Origin of the sequence: Paenibacillus sp. HW567 (assembly GCF_000374185.1) — a bacterium.
GTDB lineage: Bacteria > Bacillota > Bacilli > Paenibacillales > Paenibacillaceae > Paenibacillus_AQ.
Genome location: NZ_KB910518.1, coordinates 2695217 through 2720052, shown reverse-complemented (window position 1 = coordinate 2720052; position 24836 = coordinate 2695217). Strand labels below are relative to the sequence as shown.

General features: G+C 52.5%; 18 protein-coding genes, 1 pseudogene and 2 riboswitches. Of the genes and pseudogenes, 12 read left to right on the top strand and 7 right to left on the bottom strand.

What is annotated here, in order from left to right; genetic code table 11:
- Positions 1 to 450: 450 nt before the first annotated feature.
- The 7 genes from B212_RS0112350 (at position 451) to B212_RS31370 (ending at position 7438) form a co-directional block, all read left to right on the top strand.
- Entirely contained in the window at positions 451 to 777 is a 327-nt protein-coding gene (locus tag B212_RS0112350; RefSeq protein WP_019911105.1) for an iron-sulfur cluster biosynthesis family protein, read from the top strand.
- Positions 778 to 902: 125 nt separating this feature from the next.
- The gene (locus B212_RS0112345) at positions 903 to 1592 is read left to right on the top strand and encodes a response regulator transcription factor (protein ID WP_019911104.1); all 690 of its coding nucleotides are present in this window, start codon (positions 903 to 905) and stop codon (positions 1590 to 1592) included.
- Positions 1585 to 2685 (top strand): sensor histidine kinase, encoded by a 1101-nt coding sequence (locus B212_RS0112340; RefSeq protein ID WP_028530784.1) that lies wholly within the window; start codon positions 1585 to 1587, stop codon positions 2683 to 2685. The genes B212_RS0112345 and B212_RS0112340 overlap by 8 nt, the downstream gene beginning before the upstream one ends.
- Positions 2686 to 2889: 204 nt before the next feature.
- On the top strand, positions 2890 to 3765 hold the full coding sequence (locus B212_RS0112335; RefSeq protein ID WP_019911102.1) for a D-Ala-D-Ala carboxypeptidase VanY: 876 nt from the start codon (positions 2890 to 2892) through the stop codon (positions 3763 to 3765).
- Complete coding sequence (locus B212_RS0112330) at positions 3762 to 4250, top strand: VanZ family protein (RefSeq protein ID WP_019911101.1); 489 nt, start codon at positions 3762 to 3764, stop codon at positions 4248 to 4250. Before B212_RS0112335 ends, B212_RS0112330 begins: the two co-directional genes overlap by 4 nt.
- A 134-nt stretch (positions 4251 to 4384) precedes the next feature.
- Positions 4385 to 5905 carry a family 43 glycosylhydrolase gene (locus B212_RS0112325; protein WP_019911100.1) on the top strand — a complete coding sequence of 507 codons (1521 nt, stop codon included), beginning with the start codon at positions 4385 to 4387 and terminating at the stop codon, positions 5903 to 5905.
- Positions 5906 to 6064: 159 nt separating this feature from the next.
- Positions 6065 to 7438, top strand: coding sequence for a sedoheptulokinase (locus B212_RS31370; protein ID WP_019911099.1), 1374 nt, complete (start codon positions 6065 to 6067; stop codon positions 7436 to 7438).
- 87 nt (positions 7439 to 7525) lie between these two features.
- On the opposite strand, the gene B212_RS0112315 is transcribed toward B212_RS31370, so the two are convergent.
- The gene (locus B212_RS0112315) at positions 7526 to 10639 is read right to left on the bottom strand and encodes a glycoside hydrolase family 2 TIM barrel-domain containing protein (RefSeq protein ID WP_019911098.1); all 3114 of its coding nucleotides are present in this window, start codon (positions 10637 to 10639) and stop codon (positions 7526 to 7528) included.
- A gap of 107 nt (positions 10640 to 10746) precedes the next feature.
- Here B212_RS0112315 and B212_RS0112310 point away from each other — a divergent pair, with 107 nt between their 5' ends.
- On the top strand, positions 10747 to 11568 hold the full coding sequence (locus B212_RS0112310) for an AraC family transcriptional regulator (protein WP_019911097.1): 822 nt from the start codon (positions 10747 to 10749) through the stop codon (positions 11566 to 11568).
- Between the two features lie 92 nt (positions 11569 to 11660).
- On the opposite strand, the gene B212_RS31365 is transcribed toward B212_RS0112310, so the two are convergent.
- From B212_RS31365 to B212_RS33140, 6 genes are all read right to left on the bottom strand, one after another.
- Positions 11661 to 13079 (bottom strand): DHA2 family efflux MFS transporter permease subunit, encoded by a 1419-nt coding sequence (locus B212_RS31365; RefSeq protein WP_019911096.1) that lies wholly within the window; start codon positions 13077 to 13079, stop codon positions 11661 to 11663.
- A 23-nt stretch (positions 13080 to 13102) separates the two neighbouring features.
- Positions 13103 to 13888: an N-acyl homoserine lactonase family protein gene (locus B212_RS0112300; protein WP_019911094.1), complete on the bottom strand. Its 786-nt coding sequence runs from the start codon at positions 13886 to 13888 to the stop codon at positions 13103 to 13105.
- A 49-nt stretch (positions 13889 to 13937) separates the two neighbouring features.
- On the bottom strand, positions 13938 to 14756 hold the full coding sequence (locus B212_RS0112295) for an ABC transporter ATP-binding protein (RefSeq protein WP_019911093.1): 819 nt from the start codon (positions 14754 to 14756) through the stop codon (positions 13938 to 13940).
- A gap of 1 nt (position 14757) precedes the next feature.
- Positions 14758 to 15564, bottom strand: coding sequence for an ABC transporter permease (locus tag B212_RS0112290; protein ID WP_019911092.1), 807 nt, complete (start codon positions 15562 to 15564; stop codon positions 14758 to 14760).
- Between the two features lie 61 nt (positions 15565 to 15625).
- Positions 15626 to 16231: a cysteine hydrolase family protein gene (locus tag B212_RS0112285; RefSeq protein WP_019911091.1), complete on the bottom strand. Its 606-nt coding sequence runs from the start codon at positions 16229 to 16231 to the stop codon at positions 15626 to 15628.
- A 16-nt stretch (positions 16232 to 16247) separates the two neighbouring features.
- On the bottom strand, positions 16248 to 17291 hold the full coding sequence (locus B212_RS33140; protein WP_019911090.1) for an ABC transporter substrate-binding protein: 1044 nt from the start codon (positions 17289 to 17291) through the stop codon (positions 16248 to 16250).
- A 117-nt stretch (positions 17292 to 17408) separates the two neighbouring features.
- A riboswitch (guanidine-I (ykkC/yxkD leader) is annotated at positions 17409 to 17513 on the bottom strand.
- A gap of 193 nt (positions 17514 to 17706) precedes the next feature.
- Positions 17707 to 17814: riboswitch (guanidine-I (ykkC/yxkD leader) on the top strand.
- A 75-nt stretch (positions 17815 to 17889) separates the two neighbouring features.
- Between B212_RS33140 and B212_RS0112275 the strand changes: the two genes are divergently transcribed.
- The 4 genes and pseudogenes from B212_RS0112275 (at position 17890) to atzF (ending at position 24709) form a co-directional block, all read left to right on the top strand.
- Positions 17890 to 18612 carry an urea amidolyase associated protein UAAP1 gene (locus tag B212_RS0112275; protein WP_198015856.1) on the top strand — a complete coding sequence of 241 codons (723 nt, stop codon included), beginning with the start codon at positions 17890 to 17892 and terminating at the stop codon, positions 18610 to 18612.
- A gap of 33 nt (positions 18613 to 18645) precedes the next feature.
- On the top strand, positions 18646 to 19302 hold the full coding sequence (locus B212_RS0112270; RefSeq protein ID WP_019911088.1) for an urea amidolyase associated protein UAAP2: 657 nt from the start codon (positions 18646 to 18648) through the stop codon (positions 19300 to 19302).
- Between the two features lie 28 nt (positions 19303 to 19330).
- Positions 19331 to 22939 (top strand): urea carboxylase, encoded by a 3609-nt coding sequence (gene uca / locus B212_RS0112265; protein ID WP_019911087.1) that lies wholly within the window; start codon positions 19331 to 19333, stop codon positions 22937 to 22939.
- A 19-nt stretch (positions 22940 to 22958) separates the two neighbouring features.
- A pseudogene (gene atzF, locus B212_RS31355) lies at positions 22959 to 24709 on the top strand (allophanate hydrolase).
- Positions 24710 to 24836 lie beyond the last annotated feature (127 nt).

Sequence of the window (24836 nt, the reverse complement as noted above, 5' to 3'; positions counted from 1 at the left end):
TCTCCTCTTCAGCAGGTGTATTTGGGTTAAATATTCGCCTATAAGAGCTCTGGAGTCCGTTCACTTGCCCAAAAAAATGGCTTCCAGTAGAAATAAGAGCGGCTCAGTCCGTTGCAAACGGGTAGTAGACTCTTCCGATCAAAAGATAATTCTGTTCGTGGGGCTGAAAAGCAGATGCAGCAGGTCTGCGCCACCCGCAACGGAGTATCCCGGTTCAGACGGTCAATATAGAGATCCTCGCACGACCAGTTCTTGCGATTGCATCGTTTGTGCTCGTTCATGGCGTTGGAGCAAGCGGCACGCTCCCAGATCGGTTAGGCATTGGCAATAGAGTTGGCTGACTGTCATAATAAAAGTGATTGCAGTCACAGGGGGGCACTCCATAACCGGATTATACTTGTGCCCGTAATTCATTCGAGATAGCCCTGCTAGCAAAGGAGAGAACTTGATATGTACATTCAATTAGACACACTCGCTTCGAAACGTTTGGAAGAGCATCTGGCGGAGCAATCCGGTTACCTTAAGCTGTTCTATGACACGGAAGGCTGCGGCTGCAATGGCGTGCTTGTCATCCAGATTGTGAGCGAACCGAACAATACTGACATTGTGATTCAGAGAGAGCCCTTCACCTTTCTCTGTGACCGCCAGCAGGAATCCTTATTCGATGAGCGGATGAGGCTGGAGGCGGATGAACACTATCCTTCCTTTAAGCTTAGCAGTGACTCCAGTTTATTCAGCAACAACGTTAGAATTCAGGACCTGCGCACAGCAGACTGAAGCAGATCGAAGCAAAGCCCGTTCCCGCAAAACATAGGGGAACGGGCTTTTTCTGCTTCATTGGGCACCTCGGGCTTACATTTATAGTATAATTGTGCTTATCTGACACAGGAGGCTGTACGAGAATGAAGCCGATTACGATCTTGATTGCGGATGATGAGACTGAAATCGCCGAGCTGATTGCGATGCATCTGGAAAAAGAAGGGTATCACACGATCATAGCCGCCGACGGGAGCGCAGCCATTCAGGCGGTCCAATCCCAGCCGGTGGATTTGGCGATACTGGATGTGATGATGCCCAAGCTGGATGGCCTTGAGGTCACTCGTCAAATCCGTGAGAAATACCGGATGCCGATTATTTTTTTGAGCGCGAAGGCCTCGGATCTGGATAAAATCACGGGACTTGTCATCGGAGCAGATGACTATATGACCAAGCCGTTTAACCCGATGGAATTGGTTGCACGGGTCAAGGCCCAACTGCGCCGCTTCATAGTGTTGAACCCGTCGCCCGCGGATTCCCCGTCTATGCTGCAAATCCGCGGGTTAACCATCGACCCGGAAAAGCGCACAGTTACGATATATGATCAGACGATAGATCTGACACCGAAGGAATTTGATATTTTGCATCTGCTTGCAGGCCATCCGAATAAGGTGTTCAGCGCAGAGAATATCTTTATGCAGATCTGGGGCGAATCGTATTATGACAGCGGAAATACGGTAATGGTCCACATTCGCACACTCCGCAAGAAGCTGGGCGAAGACCCGAAGAAATTTATAAAAACCGTATGGGGAGTAGGGTATACGTTCAATGACTAGACAAAGGCGCAGCTTTCGCACCAGTATGCTGATGCTGTTCGGACTTAGCATGCTCATCTCAGGTTTCCTCACTTATTTGGTCTATAAAGGCTTGCAGCGGTATTATCATGAGAAGGTCTTTGCGGAGGATGATTTGGCCCGTCTAAGACTTTTCATAAATCAGGTAGGGGATTTGAATTTCTTTTTGATCCTGTTTATACCGCTCGCGATTATTTTTTTCTTCCTGCTGACCAAGCGCTACGCAGATTATTTTGAGCGGATTTCCGGGGGAATACATAAGCTAGCCAACGGCGACTTTGACTCGCGGGTTGAAATTACCTCCCATGATGAGTTCCAGCTCATTGCCGAAGATATTAACCGGGCCAGCGAACAACTGCAAAAAGCTTTGGAAAGAGGCGATTTTGCTGAGAGCAGCAAGGATCAACTGGTGCTGAACCTGGCGCATGATATCCGGACCCCGCTGACCTCTGTTCTGGGATATCTGGATTTTATTCTGAAATCTGAGGATTTGACGGCTGAGCAGGCCCAACATTATACAACCATTGCCTATGCCAAATCGCAGCGGCTTGAGAAGCTGATCGAAGAGCTGTTCGAGATCACCAGAATGAATTACGGGAAGCTGACCGTGAATAAGGAGCCGATTGACTTAAGTGAGCTGTTGCTCCAATTGAATGAGGAGCTGTTTCCGCTTTTGGAACAGAGCAAGCTGGTCACCCGGCTGTACATTGATCCGCATCTGACGGTTCCGGCAGACGGGGAGCTGCTTGCCCGTGTCTTTGAGAATCTTTTGAGCAATGCTGTGAGATACGGCAAGGACGGGCAATATGTGGATATACATTGCAGGCTGGAGGCTGATTCCGGTGCAGCGGTTGTTCAGATGGTTAATTACGGGCATTTCATCCCGCCGGAGGAGCTGCCTTACCTCTTTGACATGTTCTACACAGGCGACCGGGCACGAAGCTCCAATGGCGGCAGTACCGGCCTCGGCCTGTTCATCGCCAAAAATATCGTGGAGGGGCACGGGGGGACGATATCCGCCGAGAGCAGTGTGACCCGGACGATCTTTGAAGTGCGTTTGCCGCTTCGCTCCTGAAAATCAAGTAGAAACTAAATAAGATGACTAAAAAAATCATAAAACCGGAAGTCCAAACATTCCCCGCAGTTACGACCAGACCCTAGTATGTAAATCTAAAGTTCAACTTTTATCAATTTAAGAAAAACTTTATTTTTAGCCCACTTTGAACTTAAACATTTCCCATTAGTCTAGCTGAAGACACACTAAAGGGAGATGCTTATTGTGAAGAAGTGGCTTTTTTTATGCATAGTACTGCTCGTCGTCGGGTTTAGATTCTATCAGAAGGAAGAGTCGTCTGTTAAATACCGGCCGGATTCAAAGACAGTTGCTGTGCAATCAGAGACTGAAGGCAGCGAGAAAACGATACATATTGATAAAGAACAAATTTACGAGGGTAATCTGATACTGGTCAATAAAGATTATCCTATCCACAAGAAAGGCACTGCCTCAGACATCATCAAGTTATCTCAGCATGAAGAGCTGACTAGCGGATTTAGCCTGCTTGATCATTCGATACGATTGTCACAATCCGTGACGGAGCAGTTTGCACGGTTGACGGAGGCTGCGGCGAAGGAGGGGGTTACCCATTTTCGGATCAGCAGCGGCTACAGGGATTCTGAAGAGCAGGAGGTACTGTACCGGGAGAAAGGCGCCGATTACGCGCTGCCTGCGGGATACAGCGAGCATAACTCAGGGTTGTCGCTGGATATTGGTTCTACCCTTGGTGAAATCGGGAAAGCGCCTGAAGGAGACTGGCTCAAGGCTAACGCCTGGAGCTATGGATTTATTTTAAGATATCCGGAGGACAAGACAGCAATTACCGGCATTAAGTATGAAGCCTGGCATTTCCGCTATGCCGGCCTGCCCCACAGCCAAATTATGAAGGACAAGAATATGGTTCTGGAAGAATATCTGGAGTATCTGAAGCAGCAGCAGAGCGTACAGATTACTGTCGATAACCGAAAATATCTGGTATTGTACGCCCCCGTTTCCAAGAATACGAGCATTCAGATCCCGGCAGGCCATCCATATGAGATTTCTGGAAACAACAGCGACGGCGTTATTGTCACGGTCCTGTTGAGTACGTGGAAGATATGAAGCGGCTGAGTCGAAGTCTCGTCATTCTGCTCTATGTCGTGTATCTGTACCTGCTGATCAAGATCATCCTGTTCAAGCTAGGCTCGGGGGACCATTTAGGATATATGTGGCTTCAACTGCAAGAGATATTTGCAAATCCTGAGATCCTTCAGCGACGGTTGATATTTGCCAATTTCATTCCTTTTGTATCCATCACAGGGAATCTGAAAAGGCTGTCCGATCCGCATGAATTTATCAATCTGGTGGGGAATATCGCACTTTTTGTTCCCCATGGGATATTCATACGATTAACGGTGAAAAGAAGCTTTGTCAGAGCACTCCTCTATTCCTTTGCCTTAACCTTAGCCTTGGAAAGCGCTCAAGTAATCTTTTCAATGGGAACCTTCGATGTGGATGATCTTATCCTTAACACCCTTGGAGGCTTGATTGGATATGGAATATTTATGAATACATCACAAAACGTTACTATTCAAAGTAAATCGTAAGTTTGCACCCTTACTATTTAAAGTGAACACGTTATAGTATAAATCGCTGCGCAATTATAGAGGGGAAGGAGGACTGCATTGCCGGGAAAGCAAGATGAAACTGCCAATATCTCTAAGTGGAAAGGAAGTCGACAATGAAAGCTTTTGTTAAAAAGCATCGCCTTCTTCACAGCTTTCTGCTGTTTCTGTCTGCCGTACTGCTCTTTGGGGCAGTCAGCGCAAGTGCTTCAAGCGAAAAACTCACAAATGATGTGTTCTGGAAGGATACCTCTAACAATCCTATCTATTCGCAGGGCGGCGGCATATTGAAGGTAGGCAGCACTTATTATTGGTATGGCGTCAAGTATAACGGGGCGGTGACCTATTACAACAATCCCGTCTCCAAAAACAATGATTCCAGCTTTAATGCAGTGACTTGCTATTCTTCTACGGATTTGGTCCATTGGAAGTATGAAGGAAATGTTATTAATTCGGCTTCCGATGGTTCAACCTGGGATACCGATTGGGTGGGCAGGCTGGGTGTAGTCTACAACAGCAATACCAAGAAATATGTGCTCATTACCCAATATGTCGGGTCTGCCGGATCGGGCATCGCTTTTGCAACAAGCAGCAGTCCTACAGGGACCTTTGTATTTGATCATGTGCAGTCCTCCATTACCAATGTAGTGAACAATATGTCGGGGGATCAGTCGATATTCATCGACGACGACGGCAAGCCTTACCTGGTCTTCAGCAACACGCAAGGGCGAAGCCATCTGTATGTATCGCCGCTGCGCGCCTCGGATTATCTGAATGTCGAACCGGCTGTCAATGTGTTCAACAGCAGCTCGGGCGGGCGGGAAGGCAACGCCATGTTCAAGTACAATGGGGTTTATTATTTGGCTTCCTCCGATTTGCACGGCTGGAATTCATCCCATACGTACTACATTACCGCCACCAATATTCTCGGCCCGTATTCCGCTGAAGCGGTAATGAATAATACGGATGCGGATTTCTCGCATGTCACACAAACCGGGCTGTTTGTCAGCGTGCAGGGAACCTCCGGCACCACCGTCCTGTTTGGAGGCGACCGCTGGAGTGATTTTGCCGGAAATGGGATCGGGTACAATCAGTGGATGCCGATTACCTTTAACGGAACCGTTCCAACACTCAACTCCTTGAGCGAATTCAATCTTGATGCGGCTGCGGGCACGTGGAGTGTTGGAAGCGGTAACAATTATGCGCTTAACCCGAGCTATGAAGCGGACCGGGTAGCACAGACTGCGCTGGCGGGCTGGACGAATTGGACAAATGCGGCAACGGACCCGAACAGCAATGTGCTCGGCGGGCATACTGGAAGATGGTCTGCACAGCAATCGGGAACGGCAGCCTACAGCGCCAGCCGGTATCAGAATCTGACTAATATACCTAACGGCACGTATACGTTAAAAGTATGGGTTCAAAGCAGCGGCGGACAATCGACCGCCCAGATCTTTGTGAAGAACTATGGCGGGACGGAAAAGAATGCAGCCATCAACACTGCCATAGGCAGTTGGACACAAGTGACTATTCCCAATATCAATGTGACGAATGGCTCTGCCCAGATCGGTGTCTACAGTGTCGCAAATGCCGGCAATTGGGTTAAGGTGGATGACTGGACATTCATTAAGAATTAACCGGATTAAGTTAATCCAGGCAGAAACGGCTTCTCCGTCCTTAAAAGGACGGTTTTAAAAAGCCAAAGGGTACATAGCGCCATTCAGGGCTGCTGTTGTACCCTTTTTACTTGGCTGAAATTCACGTATAATGCTTAGAAGTAAACGGGAGGGAAGCTTATGAAAATGATTGGGATAGATATTGGGACGACCTCCATTTCGGGTCTGGTATACGATTTGGAGCAGCGTTGTGTACTGCATGTCATTACAGAATCCAATTTGGCTAACCTGCCCGGCAGTCAAGGGGAATGGGAACGCCTGCAAGACCCGGAGGTTATTATACAATCGGTGGAAAATGTGCTTGAGCAACTGTTCATCCGGGAGCCTGAGGTTGCGGGAATTGGACTTACCGGACAAATGCACGGCATTGTGTATACAGACCAAACGGGCAAGCATGTGAGTCCGCTGTTTACCTGGCAGGATGGCAGAGGAGGGTTGTCTTATGACAATGATAGCTCTCATACCTATGCGCAGAAGCTAAGCGAAGCAACGGGATATGCCGTCGCCCCCGGTTACGGATTGGCAACGCATTTCTATAACATGCAGCAAAACCTTGTCCCTCATGAAGCGGTCAGCATGTGCACTATTGCTGATTATGCGGCGATGCGGCTCGCCGGAAGGACAACGCCCCTTATGGATGCAACTCAAGCGGCGGGGTTAGGCTGTTATGGCTTCGCTGCCGGTGATTTTGACAAGCCGGCCCTTGCAAAAGCGGGAATACACCCTGACATGCTGCCTCAGGTTGTCCCGTCAGGGACACCGGCTGGCCTTACCAGTGACGGACTTGCAGTCTATACTTCTATTGGTGACAACCAGGCCAGCTTTCTTGGCAGTGTGCCGTTTCCTGAGGAGGCAATCCTGCTTAACATCGGAACGGGAAGCCAAATATCCGTGCTGATGGCTGATTTACACAGCTATGCCGGAGAGCTCGAAGCGCGGCCTTATCCCGGCGGCGGTAACCTGCTCGTCGGCGCAGCCCTTAGCGGCGGGAAATCCTATGCGCTGCTGGAACAATTCTTCCGGCAAATTATTGAAGCTTATACCGGGGAAACCCAGGGGAAGTTATACCCGTTAATGGACACACTTTTACAGAACGGGACCTCCTCAAGCGGTCTAACGGTGAAGCCGCAGTTCCTGGGAACACGGCTAAATCCCGAAAATCAGGGCAGTATCGAGGGAATTACGCCCGGCAATTTCACACCCGGTATGCTGACCCATGCTTTTCTTCAAGGTATGGTCGATGAATTGTATGCTTTTTATAGAAGCCTTTGCGCTGCGGAATCTGCGAAGCCCTGGACACGGTTAATCGGCTCCGGCAACGCGCTGCGCGCAAATCCGGTGCTCTGCAGGAAGGTAGAGGAAAGGTTCGGGCTGCCGCTGCTGTTGAGCACAGCTACGGAAGAAGCTGCGGTCGGCGCAGCATTATGCGCAGCGGTGGGGGCGGGAATGATCGGCAGCTTCAGGGAAGCAGGGAAGTATCTTGGATGGCGGTAACGGCAGCCGTCCGTATAAGGACGGTATCCGTTTCAGTGAGAAAAAGGCGCGACCTCCAGCTTCATGCCGGTGATCGCGCCTTTTAAATTAAAGAATGGACAAGGTAAACCGGAAAGTATAAGGCCGGTTAGCCGGTAGGGTGAACTGATCATGCGTTGGTGCGCCCCAGCTATCGTCTCCGCCGACTCCCATTTGTTTGTAGTTGACTCTTAGCACACTCTTGGTGGAAACCGGCAGCTTATACGGATGATCGCTTGCTTCCAGCTCTTCCGGCGTCCAAGGAAGCACGTTGACTTCCATAGGCAAGGTGCTCTCCAGATGAAATCCGTTGCCGGTTGCACTCTCCGTGAGGGAAGCAAACCGTACATCGGTTTTGTTGCCGCATTCCTGAGGACGGAGATAATTAATGAACTGCTCACTCACCTTGCCGGTATAACGTCCCAGTTTGGCGCCGGTCTTGCGGTCCCAATAGTTCTCATGCGGCCCATTGCCGTACCAGGATACGGTATCGAGCTGTTCATCCAGCAAGAATACCAGCCCGAACTCAGGAATTTCCGGCAGTCCGGTGCTTCCGGGGTTCAATTCCTGAGTGATTTCCACAGTTCCGTCCGGGGTGATCTCATAGCGCAGACGCAATGTGGAAGCAGGACTTGTTGCCAGCAGGTAGTTGACCGTTACAACGCAGAGATTGTCGCCGCTGGAGTAGGAGAAGCCCGTGAGTGTTCTATTGTAGGAAGCTTCTTTCCAGACTGCACAACGTTTGTCCAGACCATTGCCCAGATCATTGTCCGTTACCGCTCTCCAGAAGTTAGGTCTTACAGGGGCAAGCAGACGTTCCTTGCCGGAAGATGTATAGGAGAATAAGTCTCCGGTTGCGGTGCTGAATGCCAGCGCGAATTGATCGCCTTGAATGGTGACTGCCTGCTCTTGTTCGGTTACGTGCAGTCCATTTCCAGCGGCACCGGAAGCGCTTCTTCCGGTGTAAGGTGTCAATACAAACTGTTCCCAGGCGATCTCATGATCTGGCTGCGACCAAGAGGTTGCCTCATGCTGGGTGAAGGACAGGGTGAGAACAGCTTCCTGCTCCCCGGTAATGGAGCTCCATTCATAAGGAACTGTGATTTGGACGGTTTCCCCAGGCTGGGCAGAGACACGCAGAACACCCTGCTGTCCAGACTGACCGTTCAAGGCAATTTCCCAGTTCAGTTCGAACTCTTCGATATTGGTGAACAAGAATCCGTTACGGATCTGAAACAGGCCTTTTTGAAGATCAACAGCCGTTATTTTCACATTCTGATAGCATTTCTTAACCTCAAGCAGCTTAGGCGTTACTTCACGGTCGGCGAACAGCAAGCCGTTGCCGCTGAAATTGCCGTCATGCGGAGTTTCGCCAAAATCGCCGCCATAAGCCAAGTACTCGATTCCCTCAGCAGTTTTGGTGCGGATCGCCTGATCGACCCAGTCCCAAATGAAACCGCCCTGAAGAATATCATATTTGTCAAACAGGTCTGTGTACAAATGCAGACCGCCGCAGGAGTTGCCCATCGCATGGCTGTATTCGCAGAGGATATATGGCTTCTTGGGCTCATTCAGGGCATATTTTTCAACGTCAACCGGCTTCACATACATCGTGGATTCGATATCGCTTGCCGCTTCGGATGGCCGGTAGTGGTAAATACCTTCATAATGAATAACCCGGCTTGGATCAGCCTCTTCCAGCATATCATGCATTGCGATAAAGTTATCGCCGCCGAAGGACTCATTGCCGAGCGACCAGATAATGACGGATGGATGGTTCTTGTCTCTTTGCATCATGGAGTTGCAGCGGTCCAGCACATTGGCGCGCCATTCCGGCTTGCTTGCAGGAACGTTGAATTCATTCAGTTCCTTTTGCCCATATTTCCAGGAGCCATGCGTCTCCAGGTTGGTTTCGTCAATAACATAGAGTCCATACTGGTCGCACAGCTCATACCAAATGGATTGGTTCGGGTAATGGGAGGTACGCACCGCGTTGATGTTATGGGCTTTCATCAGCTCAATGTCGCGGATCATATCCTCTTTGCCAAGGGCGCGGCCGGTCTCGCAGGAGAATTCATGGCGGTTCGTGCCTTTGAAGAGAATTCTTTGTCCGTTAATCTTCATCAGGCCGTCCTTGATTTCAAATGTGCGGAATCCCACCTTGCTGCTGACCGCTTCCAGTAAATGGCCCTGCTCATCCAGCAATGAAATGACAATTGTATATAGATTAGGCTTCTCGGCGCTCCATTTAAGCGGGTTCGCAACAGGCGCGCCCAATTTAAACTTCAGGACATCGCTCTCATGAAAAGACACTTCACCGGACACCGGTGCTGTCCATACAGTCCCGCCATTAGCGTCATAGAGCTGCATTTGAAGCGTGTACGGACTTAGCTCCGCGTTAAAATAATTCTCCACCTTCAGGTCCACATTGAGTTCTGCATCAACGTAATGCTCATCCAGATCGGTATGAACGAAGAAATCGGCAATGTGAACGGAAGGGGCTGTATACAAATAGACATCACGGAAAATGCCGCTGAGCCGCCAGAAATCCTGATCCTCCAGCCAGCTTGCATCACACCAGCGGTAGACTTCAACCGCCAGCTTATTCTCACCTTCCTGGAGGTATGGAGTAATGTCGTATTCAGATGGGGTAAAGGTGTCTTCGCCATAGCCGACCAATTCTCCATTTACCCATACATAGAAGGCAGATTCTACGCCCTGAAAGCTGAGGTAGACCGGCTGGCCCGTCCAGGCTTCCGGCACTGTAAAGGTTCGCACATAGGAGCCTACCGGATTATACACTGTTGGCGCAAAAGGCGGCTTCAAATCCGGCTCGGATACCGCCCACGGATACCGCACATTCGTATATTGAGGGTAGTCATGGCCGTGGAATTGCCAATGGGACGGTACAGGAATTTCGCCCCAGTTGCTGCTGTCATAGTCTGCTGTATAGAAGTCCTTGATCCGCTGATCCGGAGTTTCGGCGAAGGCAAATTTCCATGTACCGTTCAGCGAGCGGTAATTAGGGGAAGCGGTTTTGTCTCCTTGCAAGGCTTCACTAATGGTGGTGTAAGAAATCATGGAAGCATGCGCATCCAAACGGTTCAGTTGAAAAATTTCAGGGTTGTTGTTCCATTCCGGGTAGCCATTGACTGGCGGCTGATAGATAAACTTCTTGCGCACATTAACATCTCCTTATGTTATGATATTCATATTATAAATTGGAGACATTGCAAGAGATATAGTAAAATATTCGCACACATATCAAAATATGAAACTGGAGACCGGACATGGAGAGCAAACTGATCTTTTGTGAGACGGAGGAAATTTCGTTACTCCCGCTATATGTGACAACCATCGGATTCTGGGAGCATCAGCCTGAAATGGAGCGGCCTGCCGGCTTTCCGGATTATCAGCTTCATCAGGTACTGGAAGGCAAAGGGGAACTGATCTTAGGGGATAAACGGTACATTGTGGAGCCGGGCGATGTGTTCTTTCTGTTCCCGGATATTAAGCATGCTTACGCTCCCATCAGCCAGCATTGGAAGCTGTCATGGGTCTCCTTCAGTGGCAGGGAAGCAGGAGGGATGCTGCTGTATGCCGGAATCCGGGAGTCCGGTCTGGGAAGGCTCAGCGATCACCAATTGATGAAGCCTCTGGAGAAAATGCTGCTGATGCCAAACGGCAACGACCTGGAGGAGAATCTGGAACGGTCCAAGCTGCTCTATGCACTGCTGCTTGACCTCAAACACTTGCTGTCGGCCCCTGCAAATGAGAAGGATGAGATGGAACGCATCAAGCCGGTGCTCCAGCATATTGAGCTTAATCTGCACCGGCCGCTGGCACTGAAGGAATTAGCCGACGTGGCATCCGTTTCGCCGCAATATTTGTGCCGCTTGTTCAGGAGGACGATGCATGAGCGGCCTGTAACCTATATTAACAAACAGCGGATTAACCGGAGCAAGCAGCTCATGTTCAGCGGCAGAGAAAAGAAGATATATGAGATTGCAGAGCAGGCCGGATTCGAGAATACCAGCTACTTTTGTGCGGTGTTCAAACGGGTGACCGGAATGAAGCCGGAGGAGTTCAAGCAGTTGCATGGCCTGGCTTAAGTTGTGGTCTATGGTTGACAAAGGGCTGGCTCACAGTAGATTTATCTACGAATGAGCCAGCCCTTCTTATTTTATAGCAGGGAGCAATGTTGTCAGGAGGTCTTGCCCGATTTGCGGAAGGTCAGCACCAGCGGCAGCATGCAGACAAGCAGTATGGCTACCAGCATAAATACCTGCTGCACACCGTAGACTACAGCTTCAGAGCTATTCACCGTTGCCGTTCCGTCTGAGGAATAAATGACTGTTCTCCAGGTGTAGAACGCAGTGAAGATTGCAATAGAAAGCGAACCCATGCATTGGCGGAACCAGCTTGTCATCGAAGTGGCGTATCCGATCAGGTTGTCGGACAAACCGGACAGCCCTGCATTCATCAGCGGCATCGACGAGAAGGCGATCCCGATATTTCGGGTAACCGTCCACAGGATCACTTCGGCATTAGCTGTATCCACCGTCATACGCGAGAGCATCCAGGTGCCAAGCACCATCAGAGAAATCCCTGCGGACGCCAGCTTCATCGGCCCCAGCCGGGAATAGAGCTTGCCTACCAAGGGGAGCAGGAGCACCATCACTACAGAAGAAGGCAGCATCACAAGCCCGGTGCTGGCAGCAGGGACCCCCTTGGCCGTCTGCAGAAAATAGGGCACGAAGTAGACCGCCGCGAACAATGCGGCATTGATCAGTCCGAGCAGCAGAACGCTTATCGCGTATGTGCGGTTACGAAATACGCGGAATTCGAGCAGCGGAGTACTCGCTCCCAGTTGCCGTCTGACGAAGAGAATCAGCAGCAGGATTCCAGCCGCGAGCAGCAGCAAGGTTTTGCTGTCCAGAAGGCCCCAGGCGGAGGCTCTGCTGAAGGCAAAGAGCACAGTGAAGCTTCCGGTGCTGGATAATACAGCACTGAGCTTGTCCAGCCGCATGCTTGAATCTCCCGGACTTGCGGGTACATAGCGGAGAACGAGGAAAACAGACAGCAGGAGCAGCGGCAGATTCAGCAGGAACAGCCACCGCCAGCTTAAGAACTGGAGACAAAGGCCGGAGACGGCAGGGCCGAGTGCCGGACCCAGCCAACCGGCTGCCTCCCAGAGACTGACAGCCATTGGCTGCTGCTTGCGCTCAACCGTCCGGTAGAGCAGAGTAAGCGTGACGGGCAGCATCAGTCCGGCGCAGCCCCCTTGAAACACTCTTGCAGCAATCAGGAACAGGGGATTCCAGGCCAAGGAGCAGAGCAGAGAGGCGAAGGAAAAGCCAATTAATGTAGCTGCATAAACCTTCTTCGTGCCGAATCTGGAAATCAGGAAACCGGCGAGCGGTGAGCCGATGCCGATAGCCATCATATACCCCGTAAGTGCCCACTGGATAATTGCCATTTCGGAATGAAACACCTTCATCAGCGTTGGTACGGCAAGATTGACCGTGCTTGTATTGAGATTCGAGATAAATACACTGCAGAAGACAGCAATCATAATAGGCGCCAGCGGGACGGAGGCGGCCTGCTTGGATGTGGATTTCAATGCGTTACATCTCCTTGCAGATTTCAATCATAATAGAGCGGTGCCAGCTTTGCGGTCTGGATAAAACCCGGATCATGCAGCGGGAACAGCATACTGCCGGGTTCTCCGGCAAGCTGCTTCAGCCGCAGGATGGAAGCCAGGGCCTGTGCGTCATCACTTGCAGAGCCGGGGAGCAGATTCTGCTCGAAATTCTGCAGGAAGTCTCCCGCGTCGAAGGTGAGCACAAGGCGGGTCCCGCTTGGCAGAGAGATGAGTGCAGACTGATGCCCCGGCGTATGCCCGGGTGTGGAGATGAGCTGGATGCCCGGCATCAGCTCGCAGTCTCCTTCAATGAGCTGCCAGTCCAGCTCTGGAAGATTGTAATCCTCTATGATATTTCCCAGCTCAGGCGGTGTGTGCAGAGCATAATGATGTTCTGCCCGCTGGGCGATAATTTTCGCGTGGCGGAACAGCTTGAGATAGCCGGTATGATCGACATGCATATGGGACAGTACAACCTGATGAATGTCTTCCGGGCGTACTCCAATCTCCTCGAGCTGCCCGGTCAGAGAATGAGCGGGATGCACGACAGGTAGCGTAGTCCAGCCCCGGTCGATATAATAGGTTTGGGCCAGAACCGGATCATGGATTCGTGAAGCGTCGATGCCTGTATCGAACAGGACCCAGCCAATTTCCGTTTCCGCAAGATAAGCACAGATCGGCTCTGCAACAATAATACGGTTATCGCTGCCCCGGATGGAGACTCCCAATGGGAGGACCTCGAACCCGCACAGCAGGACATATAATTTTTTGACTGCAGTAGCTGCCATAATGCCTCCAATCCGCACAGGGCTGTAGACCCGGCTTCGCGTATAATATTTATTCCTTGGAGTGAAGCAGATCAACGATTTCCTTCTTGAGTGCAATGAACGGCTCCGAGTCCTTAAGTTCCTTATTCTGGCGCATGTCGGCTGGTATTTCAATCTCCCGGACAATGCGGCCGGGCCGGCTTTTCATTACATAGAGCCGTTCCGACAGGAAGATTGCTTCCTCGATATCGTGGGTGATGAAGAGAATGGTGGCTTTTTCATGCTTCTGAATATTCAGCAGCAGCTCCTGCATGTCTCCCCGCGTTTGAGCGTCAAGTGCGGCAAAAGGCTCGTCCATCAGCAGCATTTCCGGGGAATTGGCCAGCGCTCTGGCAATCGCCACCCGTTGCTTCATCCCGCCGGATAACTGTTTGGGATAGGTATCCCCGAAATTCACAAGGTTCACCAGCTCCAGATATTTATCCGAGACTTCTCTGCGCTGCTTGCGCGGAACGTTCTTTAGCTCAAGGCCGAACTCAATGTTGTCACGGACAGTCAGCCAGGGGAAGAGGGTATAGGATTGAAAAACAACCCCCCGGTCTGCCCCGGGTCCTTCAATCGTTCTGCCGGAGATGGAGGCCGTTCCCGAGGACGCATCTTCAAGTCCGGCCAAGATCCGCAGCATGGTGGATTTTCCGCAGCCGGAAGGGCCGACAAGGGTCACGAACTCATTTTCATAAATATGTGCGTTCACTTGATCCAGGGCCAGAAAACGTTCCTTTTTCGTTTCATAGCTTTTGGATAAAGCATTGACTACGATTTTGCGTTTTTTGGATTCACCCGAAGCGGCGGAGTAACCGGAAACCATGTTGCTGTAGTTTGTACTCATCTTATCGTCCTCCTTCAGCCCAAGGGAACAGCTTCTTGTTAAGCAGTGCGAACAGCCGGTCAATAAGGAGCCCCAGCAGCCCGATGATGAGAATCGCCATGAAAATAGTCTCAGTCTGCATATAGCGCTGTGCACGTATAATCATGAATCCAAGCCCCGAGCTTGCAGCGAACAGTTCAGCCGCTACCAGGTAGGACCAGGCCCAGCCCATGATCAGGCGCATGGAGTTCATCAGATCCGGCAGCAATGCAGGGAGCAGCACCTTGCGGAGCACTTGAATTTTGCTTGCACCCAGTGTATAGGAAGCCTGAAGCAGATCGCCGGAGACAGATTTGGCATTATCAGCGACCATGAGTACCATCTGGAAGAAGCAGCCGACGAAGATCACTGATATTTTGGCGGATTCCCCCAGTCCAATCCATACAATAATTAACGGAATGAAGGCTGTGGCCGGCATGTAGCGGATAAATTCGGTTACAGGTACGATGATGGCCTCGAAAATCTTGAACGTTCCCGCCAGAATGCCGAGCGGAATAGCGAGCAGACAGGTCAGCAGATAGCCCATCAGTACACGGTAGGCGCTAATTCCGACATACCCCCAGAAATCCGCATCTTGCAGATTCGTGGTGAAGGACTGCCATACTTTTCCTGGAGAAGGCAAAAAGGTTGCACTGACCATATTTCCATAGCTGAGCAGGCTCCAAAACGCGAGTATCGCGGCAAATGTTGCGAATACAGTGATCAAATATGCCTTGCGGCTGATTTCACCGCGAATTTTGAACAGTTGCCTATTGTTCTTTTTCTTCATCTAAAAGCTCTCCCTCCGTTAAGCGGCCTTGCGGATTACTATTGGTTGACAAGCACCCGTATTATACGGATGCTTGTTTCTCCTTGCCCCAAGCTTCAATTAAAGGAACCATTTCATCGGAATTCGTGCGGGATGCGTGCTGCAGATAAGTCATGGCCTTGAGGGACGCTTCGTGTGCTTCATCACTGGAGCCACGACAGCCGTCATGAACGACGCGGATATAATAATCATGCTGATGGGCATCCACTGCCGTGTAATGTACGCAGACATCGGTGTAATAGCCGCCCATGATCAGCGTTTGAATGTTCAGCCCGCGCAGCAGAATGTCCAGGTCTGTTCCGAAAAAGCAACTGTAGCGGCGCTTCATATTCGTGAACTCACCATCAATGGGCTGCAGACGTTCAATAATGTCGATATACTCCGAGCCTTCAAGACAATGGATGTTCTCGTTTCCGTCCAGCTCCCGTCCATAATCCACCATTTCCTTGCGGTGAATTTCCTGGAAGAAGATGACCGGCATGCCGGCTTCCCGGGCAGCCTTTAGCACACGCTCCAGCGCTACCACGGACGCTTCCACATCCTTGGCGGGAGATTTATAAATTCCTTTTTGCGGATCAACTAGCAGCAGGGCGGGATTTCCGATGATTTTACGCGATTCTTTTTCCATTGTTCATTCTCCTTTTTTATTCATATAGAAAAGTATTGATGATGCCTGCAGGATCGACTGGCGAGGTGATGATCTTCTGGTCCATAAAGAATGCGGAGAAGCCGCCCATCGTGGTTTCCCATTCCTGTTTGTTGTCCACCAGCATCGTTTTGGAAGCCTCGGAGGTCGTCAGATCCAGGGTGGCAATTGTACTGTCTACAGCGGCAACATCCATACCGAGCGCATCAGCGACAATTTTTTTGCCTTCATCGGTAGTGCTGAACAGCTTCAACCCTTCATCAAAAGAAGCAACCATTGCTTTCAGCGCTTCCGGGTGCTCATCAATCATGCTTTTCTTAACGACCAGCGCATCGACAATAAGGTTCGGCGCGTCCGCAGTGGAATAGAGCAGATGTCCGCCCTTGGCGGCGGCTTCAGACAGGTAAGGCTCCCAGGTAACCGCAGCATCGACTTTACCTGCCATGAAGGTGGAGCCGGCCAGGTTGTTGTTCATGTTGACAATATTTACGTCGCTTTCCTTCATATTTACCGTCTGAAGTGCATTCAGCAGCAGGAAGTGGGCGACTGAACCGATGGATACGGCAACGTCCTTGCCTTTGAGATCCTGCAGAGTGGCGACATCCTTGCTTGCAATAATTCCATCCGCACCTTTGGAGCGGTCAATCACGGCAATAACCTGAACCGGGTCTTTCGGATCTTCAGCGGCTTTCATTTGTACCACAGCGTCCAGAGATTGCACCACCGCATCCAGCTTGCCCGACATAAACGCATCCTTCGTGTTGCCTTCCATTTGCACAAATTCTACGTTTACACCTTTATCAGCAAAAATTTTCTTCTCGTTGGCGACAATCGCACCGGCAGAACCGAGCCACGGGCTGTAGCCAAAGCGAATGTTCACATCATCTGGTGCCGGGGCGGCTGAACTTGAGGCTTCGGCTGTCGGTGCCGTTGTTGCTACATTGTTAGCGGCACCGTTGTTTACATTTCCGCCTCCACAGCCAGCGATAAAAAGCAGAGTGGACATGGCGAGTGCAAAAAATCCCTTTTGATTTTTTTTCATTTAGGTACCCTCCGTATAATGTATTGTTTACTGTCCTATCCGTTTAATCCAACCGCTGCCTCCTTGTATTATTTTTCAACACATAAAATGAAAAACCCGGGAGATTATTTGGTAATAATCTCCCGGGTTTTTATCCCTCCGTGTCACATGCCTCCCAAAAAGCAGCATGTGGTTTACTCTCGGACCTGACCCCGTTAAGGCGGAACCCTAGTAAACTATTTGGTATTCGATTTATGTTACGTATACTAACATATACTTTTTTGATCTGACAAGCTATTCTTTAAAAAAACTTAAAATTTACTGAAACATGCCGAAAAATGTTGAATAATGTCATTTTCTAAATAATTGTTTGACATATTTAAAAAGTAAATGTTATATTAACTGACGTAATGATAAGCGTGATTCTAATTGAATATCTATAGTTTACTAGGGTTCCGCCGGTATCAGTGCCGGGGCTGGTCCGAGAGTAGACAGCTTGCCGCAGAGCGGCCAGCGGACACGGAAGGATAAAAACCTGGGAGATATCATCAAGACGCCAAGTCTTGTGATGTCTCCCTTTTATTTTTCCATAAAACAGACAGTAGAGGAGATGGGCGGGATGAAATCGCAGCAATATTGGAGTGAACGGATGACCCCGGGAGGCAAATGGTCAGGCAGCATCGGAAAGGGGAAGCTGGTCCGCTTCACGGCACTGGAGCAGGGGGCGAATGTCTCGCTTCTTCTGTACAACATGCACGATTTAACGGAACGCTACAACATGCCGGATACCTTAAAGGCGCAGCACACTGCCCATCTGACTCAAGGCCATGTGCTGATGAGCGACAACGGAAGAGCAATGGCCAGCATTGTTCAGGACAGTCTGGGCTGGCATGATCCGATTGGCGGTTATACCTTGCGTTCGGCAACGGAAGCCAAATATGGAATAAGCCGCTACCAGGAGGTGCGCAATGAACGATACCGCAGCGGACAGGATAATTTCTCAGTAGAACTGGTACGCAATGGGCTGACAGTCAGAGATTTGTCTCCGGCCATCAATCTGTTCTCCAAAATCTTCTGTGATGAGGCAGGGAATATTCATTTTGCAGAAGGACATTGTCCGGCGGGTTCAAGTGTAACGCTGCGCACGGAAATGGATATCATGCTGCTGATTTCCAATACCCCTAATCCGCTTGATCCTTGCAGTACCTTTCCTTCGGTTCCGGTCAATATCGAAATTCTCGCCGCTGAACCGCTGGAAGCAGACGATGAATGTGTGAACGCCCGGCCGGAGAGCCGGCGCGCCTTCGAGAATACATGGAAGTATTATGCGCTGCAAGGTTGAGCCAACATCTACAGAAACAGGGAGGATACAAAAATGGGTGGATTTCATCGGGTGGAAAGCAGCCGCACGGCTGATGAAGCAATATATAGCAAGATCATCCCCGCAGGAGAGGGCTGGATGCAGGAGCTGAAGCCGGGTCAGGTGCTGCGGATAGTTGATTTGGAGGGCAACCAGGCCGCAGACACTCTGCTCTATGATGCTGAGCATCCCGAAGATCACTATAGCGCGGTGCAGTCTATCGCTGCCCAGAGGAACATTTATCTGACCACAGGCTCCGTGCTGATGACTGAATCGGGACAGCCGCTTGCCACCATTGTAGCGGATACCTGCGGGCGTCATGATACGCTGGGGGGCGCCTGCTCTTCACAGAGCAATACTGTGCGGTATGCCCATGAGAAGGGCTACATGCATAATTGCCGGGATACCTTCATGCTGGAGCTGTCACGCCACCCTGAGAGCCATAAGTACGGAAAACGTGATCTGGCGCCGAATATAAATTTCTTCATGAATGTGCCCGTAACCCCGACAGGCGGCTTGACCTTCGAAGACGGCGTATCTGCTCCCGGTGCCTATGTGGAAATGCAGGCGCAGCGGCGGGCCACCGTACTAATAAGCAATTGTCCGCAGCTTAACAACCCCTGCAATGCCTATAATCCAACACCGGTGCAGGTATTAATCTGGGATAAATAAGATCGAGACCTCAGGGAGGAGGGCAATTATGTTTACCAAAGTGCTAATTGCGAACAGAGGTGCAATCGCCGTCCGCATTGAGCGTACGCTCCGAGCCATGGGGATTGCTTCTGTAGCGGTCTATACCACAGCAGATCAAGCCAGTCTTCATGTTGCCGGAGCGGATGAAGCTGTTCTGATCGGAGAAGGCGCTCCGCAGATGAGCTATCTGAATGCCGAGCTGATCCTGCAGATTGCCAAGCAGACCGGGGCGGAAGCGATTCATCCCGGTTATGGCTTTCTGAGCGAGAATGCCGGATTTGCCCGCGCCTGCCGGGAGCAGGGGATCGTGTTCATTGGTCCATCGCCCGAGCAAATAGAGATATTCGGACTTAAGCATTCCGCCCGGGAAATCGCTGAAGCCGCCGGAGTTCCGCTGCTGCCGGGAACCCCGCTGCTGACCGAGCTGGAGGAAGCGCTGCATGCAGCCGACGCCATCGGCTATCCGGTTATGCTCAAGAGCACAGCCGGGGGCGGAGGGATCGGAATGCGGGTCTGCGGTACGGCGTCCGAACTGAAGGAAGCCTTTACTTCCGTAACCCATCTGGCAGCGGCCAACTTCAATAACGGCGGTGTCTTCGTTGAGAAATACATCGCCAAAGCCCGGCATATCGAAGTGCAAATCTTCGGAAACAGGTTAGGCGAAATCGCCGTTCTCGGAGAGCGGGACTGCTCCATTCAGCGGCGCAACCAGAAGGTGGTGGAAGAGACCCCGGCTCCGCTGCTGCCGCAGCAGGTAAGGGCCGAATTGCTGGAGTCCGCCCGCAAGCTGGCAGCAGCGGCCGGCTACCGCAGTGCCGGAACGGTCGAATTTCTTTACGATCCGAATGCTGAGGCCTTTTATTTCCTGGAGGTGAACACCCGGCTGCAGGTGGAGCATGGGGTCACCGAAGAGGTGCTCGGCCTGGATCTCGTGGAATGGATGGTGCGCGAAGCTGCCGACGAGCTGTACGGACTGCAGGCGCTTGTGCCTGAACCGCAAGGACACAGCATCCAGGCCCGCATTTATGCCGAGGATTGCCTGCGCGATTTCCGGCCCAGTGCGGGACGGCTGGATCAGGTCATACTTTCATCGGGCTCCCGCAATGAAACCTGGGTGACGGATGGTGTAGAGGTGAGCACCCTGTATGACCCGATGCTTGCCAAGGTCATTGTTCACGGCAAGAACCGCGAGGAGGCCATTCAACGGCTTGAAGAGGCGCTTTCAGCAAGCCGCTTCTATGGTGTAACAACGAATTTGTCCTATATTTGCGGACTGCTTCGAGAGCAGGAGTTCACGGCTGGACGTGTCTATACCCGGCTGCTGGACGGATTAGCGCCATCCGAGGATGCCTTGGAGGTAATAGACGGCGGAGTGCAGACGACTGTGCAAGATTACCCTGGACGGACTGGCTATTGGGATGTGGGAGTCCCTCCCTGCGGACCGGTGGACCCGCTGTCCTTCCGAATCGGCAACAAGCTTCTGGGCAATCCCGATGATGCTCCCGGACTTGAGCTGACCTTGCGCGGTGGGGCTTACCGCTTCCGCGGCACCATGTGGTTCTGTCTGACAGGAGCGGATATGAAGCCAGTGCTGGATGGACTTCCTGTTCCAATGTTCCGCCCGGTCCTGGCTGAAGCGGGCCAGACGCTGGTGTTCGGCGAAGCACAGTGCGGAATGCGGACTTACCTGCTGCTGGGAGGCGGCCTGGACATGCCCCTGGTGCTGGGCAGCGCCTCCACCTTCACGCTTGGCGGCTTCGGCGGACATGGCGGCCGCGCAGTGCGGACAGGAGATGTGCTGGGGGTCAAGTCTGCGGCGGCCCCGGCCTCCGCAGTGGAACTGCTTCCCGGGAACCGTCCGGCACTGGTCCGGCACTGGTCAATCGGAGTTATTCCGGGACCTCACAGCACCGAAGAGTTCCTGAAGCCTTCCTATTTGGAGCAGCTTACGGGGACCGAATGGGAGGTGCATTTCAACAGCTCCCGGACCGGAGTCCGTCTGATGGGACCGGCACCGCTCTGGGCACGCGAGGATGGCGGGGATGCCGGACTGCATCCCTCCAACATCCATGACAACGCCTATTCCATTGGCGCTCTGGATCTTACCGGCGATATGCCCATTCTGCTTGGTCCCGACGGACCGTCGCTTGGCGGTTTTGTCTGTCCTGTCACTACCGCTTCTGCGGAATTCTGGAAGATCGGTCAGCTTCGTCCGGGTGACCTAGTCAGCTTCCGGCTGCTGACGCTGGAAGACGCGGAGAGGCTCCGGCAAGCGCAGGAGCAATTCCTTATTGAGCTTGGCGAGGGCAAGATCAGGGGGACGCTGCCTGTGCTGACAACCACTAATATCCAGGTCGAGCCGGATGATCCAATACTCCATCACGAAGAGGCGGGCCGCCAGTTTACAGTGACGATCCGCGCCAGCGGGGATGCCAACCTTCTGGTGGAATACGGGGAGATGGAGCTGAATCTCCTGCTCCGCTTCCAGGTTCATGCGCTGATGCAGGCCATTCAGGAGCATGGAGAAATTCCGGTCACGGACCTGACTCCGGGCATCCGCTCCCTGCAGATTCATCTGGATGCTTCACGGATGACGGTCAAAGAAGCTGCGCTCCTCATTGCCGAAATTGACCGCTCGCTGCCGCCGCTGGATTCCATCCGCGTCCCTTCGCGGATTGTGCATCTTCCGCTATCCTGGGATGATCCCGCTACCCGGATTGCTATCGAGCGGTATCAGCAAACCGTTCGGCCGGATGCCCCCTGGTGTCCGAGCAATATTGAATTTATCCGCCGAATTAACGGTCTGGACAGCATAGAAGAGGTCAAGAACATCGTGTTCGAAGCCAATTATCTTGTGCTTGGCCTTGGAGATGTCTATCTGGGCGCTCCGGTGGCAACACCGGTTGATCCCCGCCACCGGCTGGTCACGACCAAATATAACCCGGCCCGAACCTGGACCCCGGAAAATGCGGTCGGTATCGGCGGAGCGTACCTGTGTGTGTACGGCATGGAGGGGCCGGGCGGCTACCAATTCGTCGGACGCACGATCCAAATGTGGAACCGCCTCAGATCCACAGCCAGCTTCCAGCCGGGCAAGCCGTGGCTGCTGCGCTTCTTCGATCAAATCCGGTTCTATCCGGTAAGCGCTGAAGAGCTGCTGACGCTTCGTGAAGATTTCCTGCTGGGACGCTTTGACGCCAGAATTGAAGAAACGACCTTCGATCTCGGAGAATATCTGGATTTCCTTGCATCCATTGATGAGAGCACCGCCGAATTCCGTGCCCGCCAGCAGAAGGCGTTCAAAGAGGAGCGGGAGAGCTGGAAAAAGCTCGGACTCGCTGAATACATGTCGGAGCAAGACCACGCTCGGCCGGAAGCCGAACAGGAACTGCCTCCCGGCACTGTCGCAGTGCGGAGCGATATGCCAGGCAGTGTGTGGAAGATCATGGTTACCCCGGGCCAGCAAATCCATGCCGGAGACACGGTGGTCATTCAGGAGAGCATGAAGATGGAATTCAATCAGAAGGCAGCCTCATCGGGAACAGTCGAGGCGATCTATGTTGCCCAGGGTGACACCGTGCAGGCGGGCCAGCTTCTGGTCAGCATTGTTACTTAGGAGAGGAGAGGCCTGTATCATGACCAAAAAATCCATCCCAGACAAACTAACGGTAGCCGGATTGCGGGCTGCTTATCTAAACGGAGACACCACGCCGCACGAAATCATTCATGAAATTATTGAGCGAGCAGATAGGGACAAGAGGTTCAACATTTGGATCACAGCCCCCGACCTGGAGTTCATACGGCCTTACCTGGACCGCTTATCTGCGCAGAATCCGCTGGATTACCCGCTTTGGGGGATTCCCTTTGCCATCAAGGATAACATTGACCTTGGCGGGGTGCCGACTACCGCGGGATGCCCTGAATATTCCTATACGCCTGAACAGCATTCCGGTGTGGTTGAGCGTCTGATCGCCGCAGGAGCCATTCCGGTCGGCAAAAGCAACCTCGACCAGTTCGCCACCGGTCTCGTCGGTACCCGCAGCCCCTACGGCGAAGCGCATAACGCGCTGCGCCCGGAGCTGATCAGCGGCGGCTCCAGCTCCGGCTCCGCAGTCGCCGTTGCCCGGGGCCAGGCCGCTTTCTCGCTCGGAACCGACACCGCCGGCTCCGGCCGCGTGCCGGCTGCGCTGCACGGCCTGGTCGGCTGGAAGCCCAGTCTGGGCTCCTGGCCGACGGTAGGCGTCGTCCCAGCCTGTGCCAGTCTGGACTGCGTTACCGTCATGGCTCATACCCTCGCGGATGCGCTCGAGGTAGACCGCGCGGCAAGCGGCTTCCACGAAGCTGATCCGTGGTCGCGCCGCCTGCCGCAGCCCGAAGAGAAACCGCCGCTCGGCATAGCGGTTCCGGCAGAGCCGCCAATGTTCTACGGGCCATTCGCAGACAGCTACAGAGCAGCCTGGGCATCCGCGCTCGTGAGCCTGAAAGAGCTTGGAATTCCGCTGGTTCCCGTCGATACGGCGCTGTTCTCGGAAGCCGCCGCAGTGCTGTACGGCGGTCCGTGGGTAGCCGAGCGCTGGGCAGATCTCGGCGACTTCATTGAAGCGAATCCCGGAACGGCCTTCCCGGTGACGGAGACCGTTCTGCGCTCTGGAGCGGCAGCAGAATATACTGCCGCCTCCGTCTTCCAGGCGATGCACAAGCTGCAAGGCTTCAAGCTTGAGGCACGGAAGCTGCTGAAAGACGCAGTGCTTGTGCTGCCGACAGCGGGCGGAACCTGGACGCGGGAGCAGGTGCGGGAAGATCCGGTCTTCACGAACAGCCAGATGGGGCTGTATACCAATCACTGCAATCTGCTGGACTTCTGTGCGGTGTCGCTGCCTGCCGGAGAAGCGGAAGATCATCTTCCGTTTGGCATCAGCTTGTTCACACCGGCTGAGGAAGAAGGCCGCCTGCGCGCTTTTGCCAGACTATATTTGAAGAATGCGGGAGGCGATCAATGATGGAACAGCAAACGATTACGATTGGAGTATGTGGCCTGCATATGCGCGGATTGCCGCTTGAGCAGCAAATGAATAGCTGCGGCGCGCAATTTTTGCGCGAAGCGGTTACGGCAGCAAAGTATAAGCTGTACAAGCTCCCCACAGTTCCTGCCAAACCGGGTCTGATCAAACAGACAAAGGGTGGAGCGGCCATCCGTCTGGAGCTGTGGGAGATGCCGCTTGCCGCGTTTGGCGTTTTTACCGCATCCATACCGGCGCCGCTGGGCATCGGCAAGGTGGAGCTGGATAACGGTGAAGAGGTTAGCGGCTTCATCTGCGAGGGCTATGCGGCGGACACAGCCGAAGACATCACCTCATTCGGCGGATGGCGCAGCTTCATTTCCTAGACGTATTGTTCAACAGACATCCATGCCGCTCTTTCGCGGCACTTCAGACGATGAAATTTCATAGGACAGAGTCCTTCCAGCCGAAAAAAACCTTGCCTGGGCCCATACCCAGCAAGGTTTTTTCGGC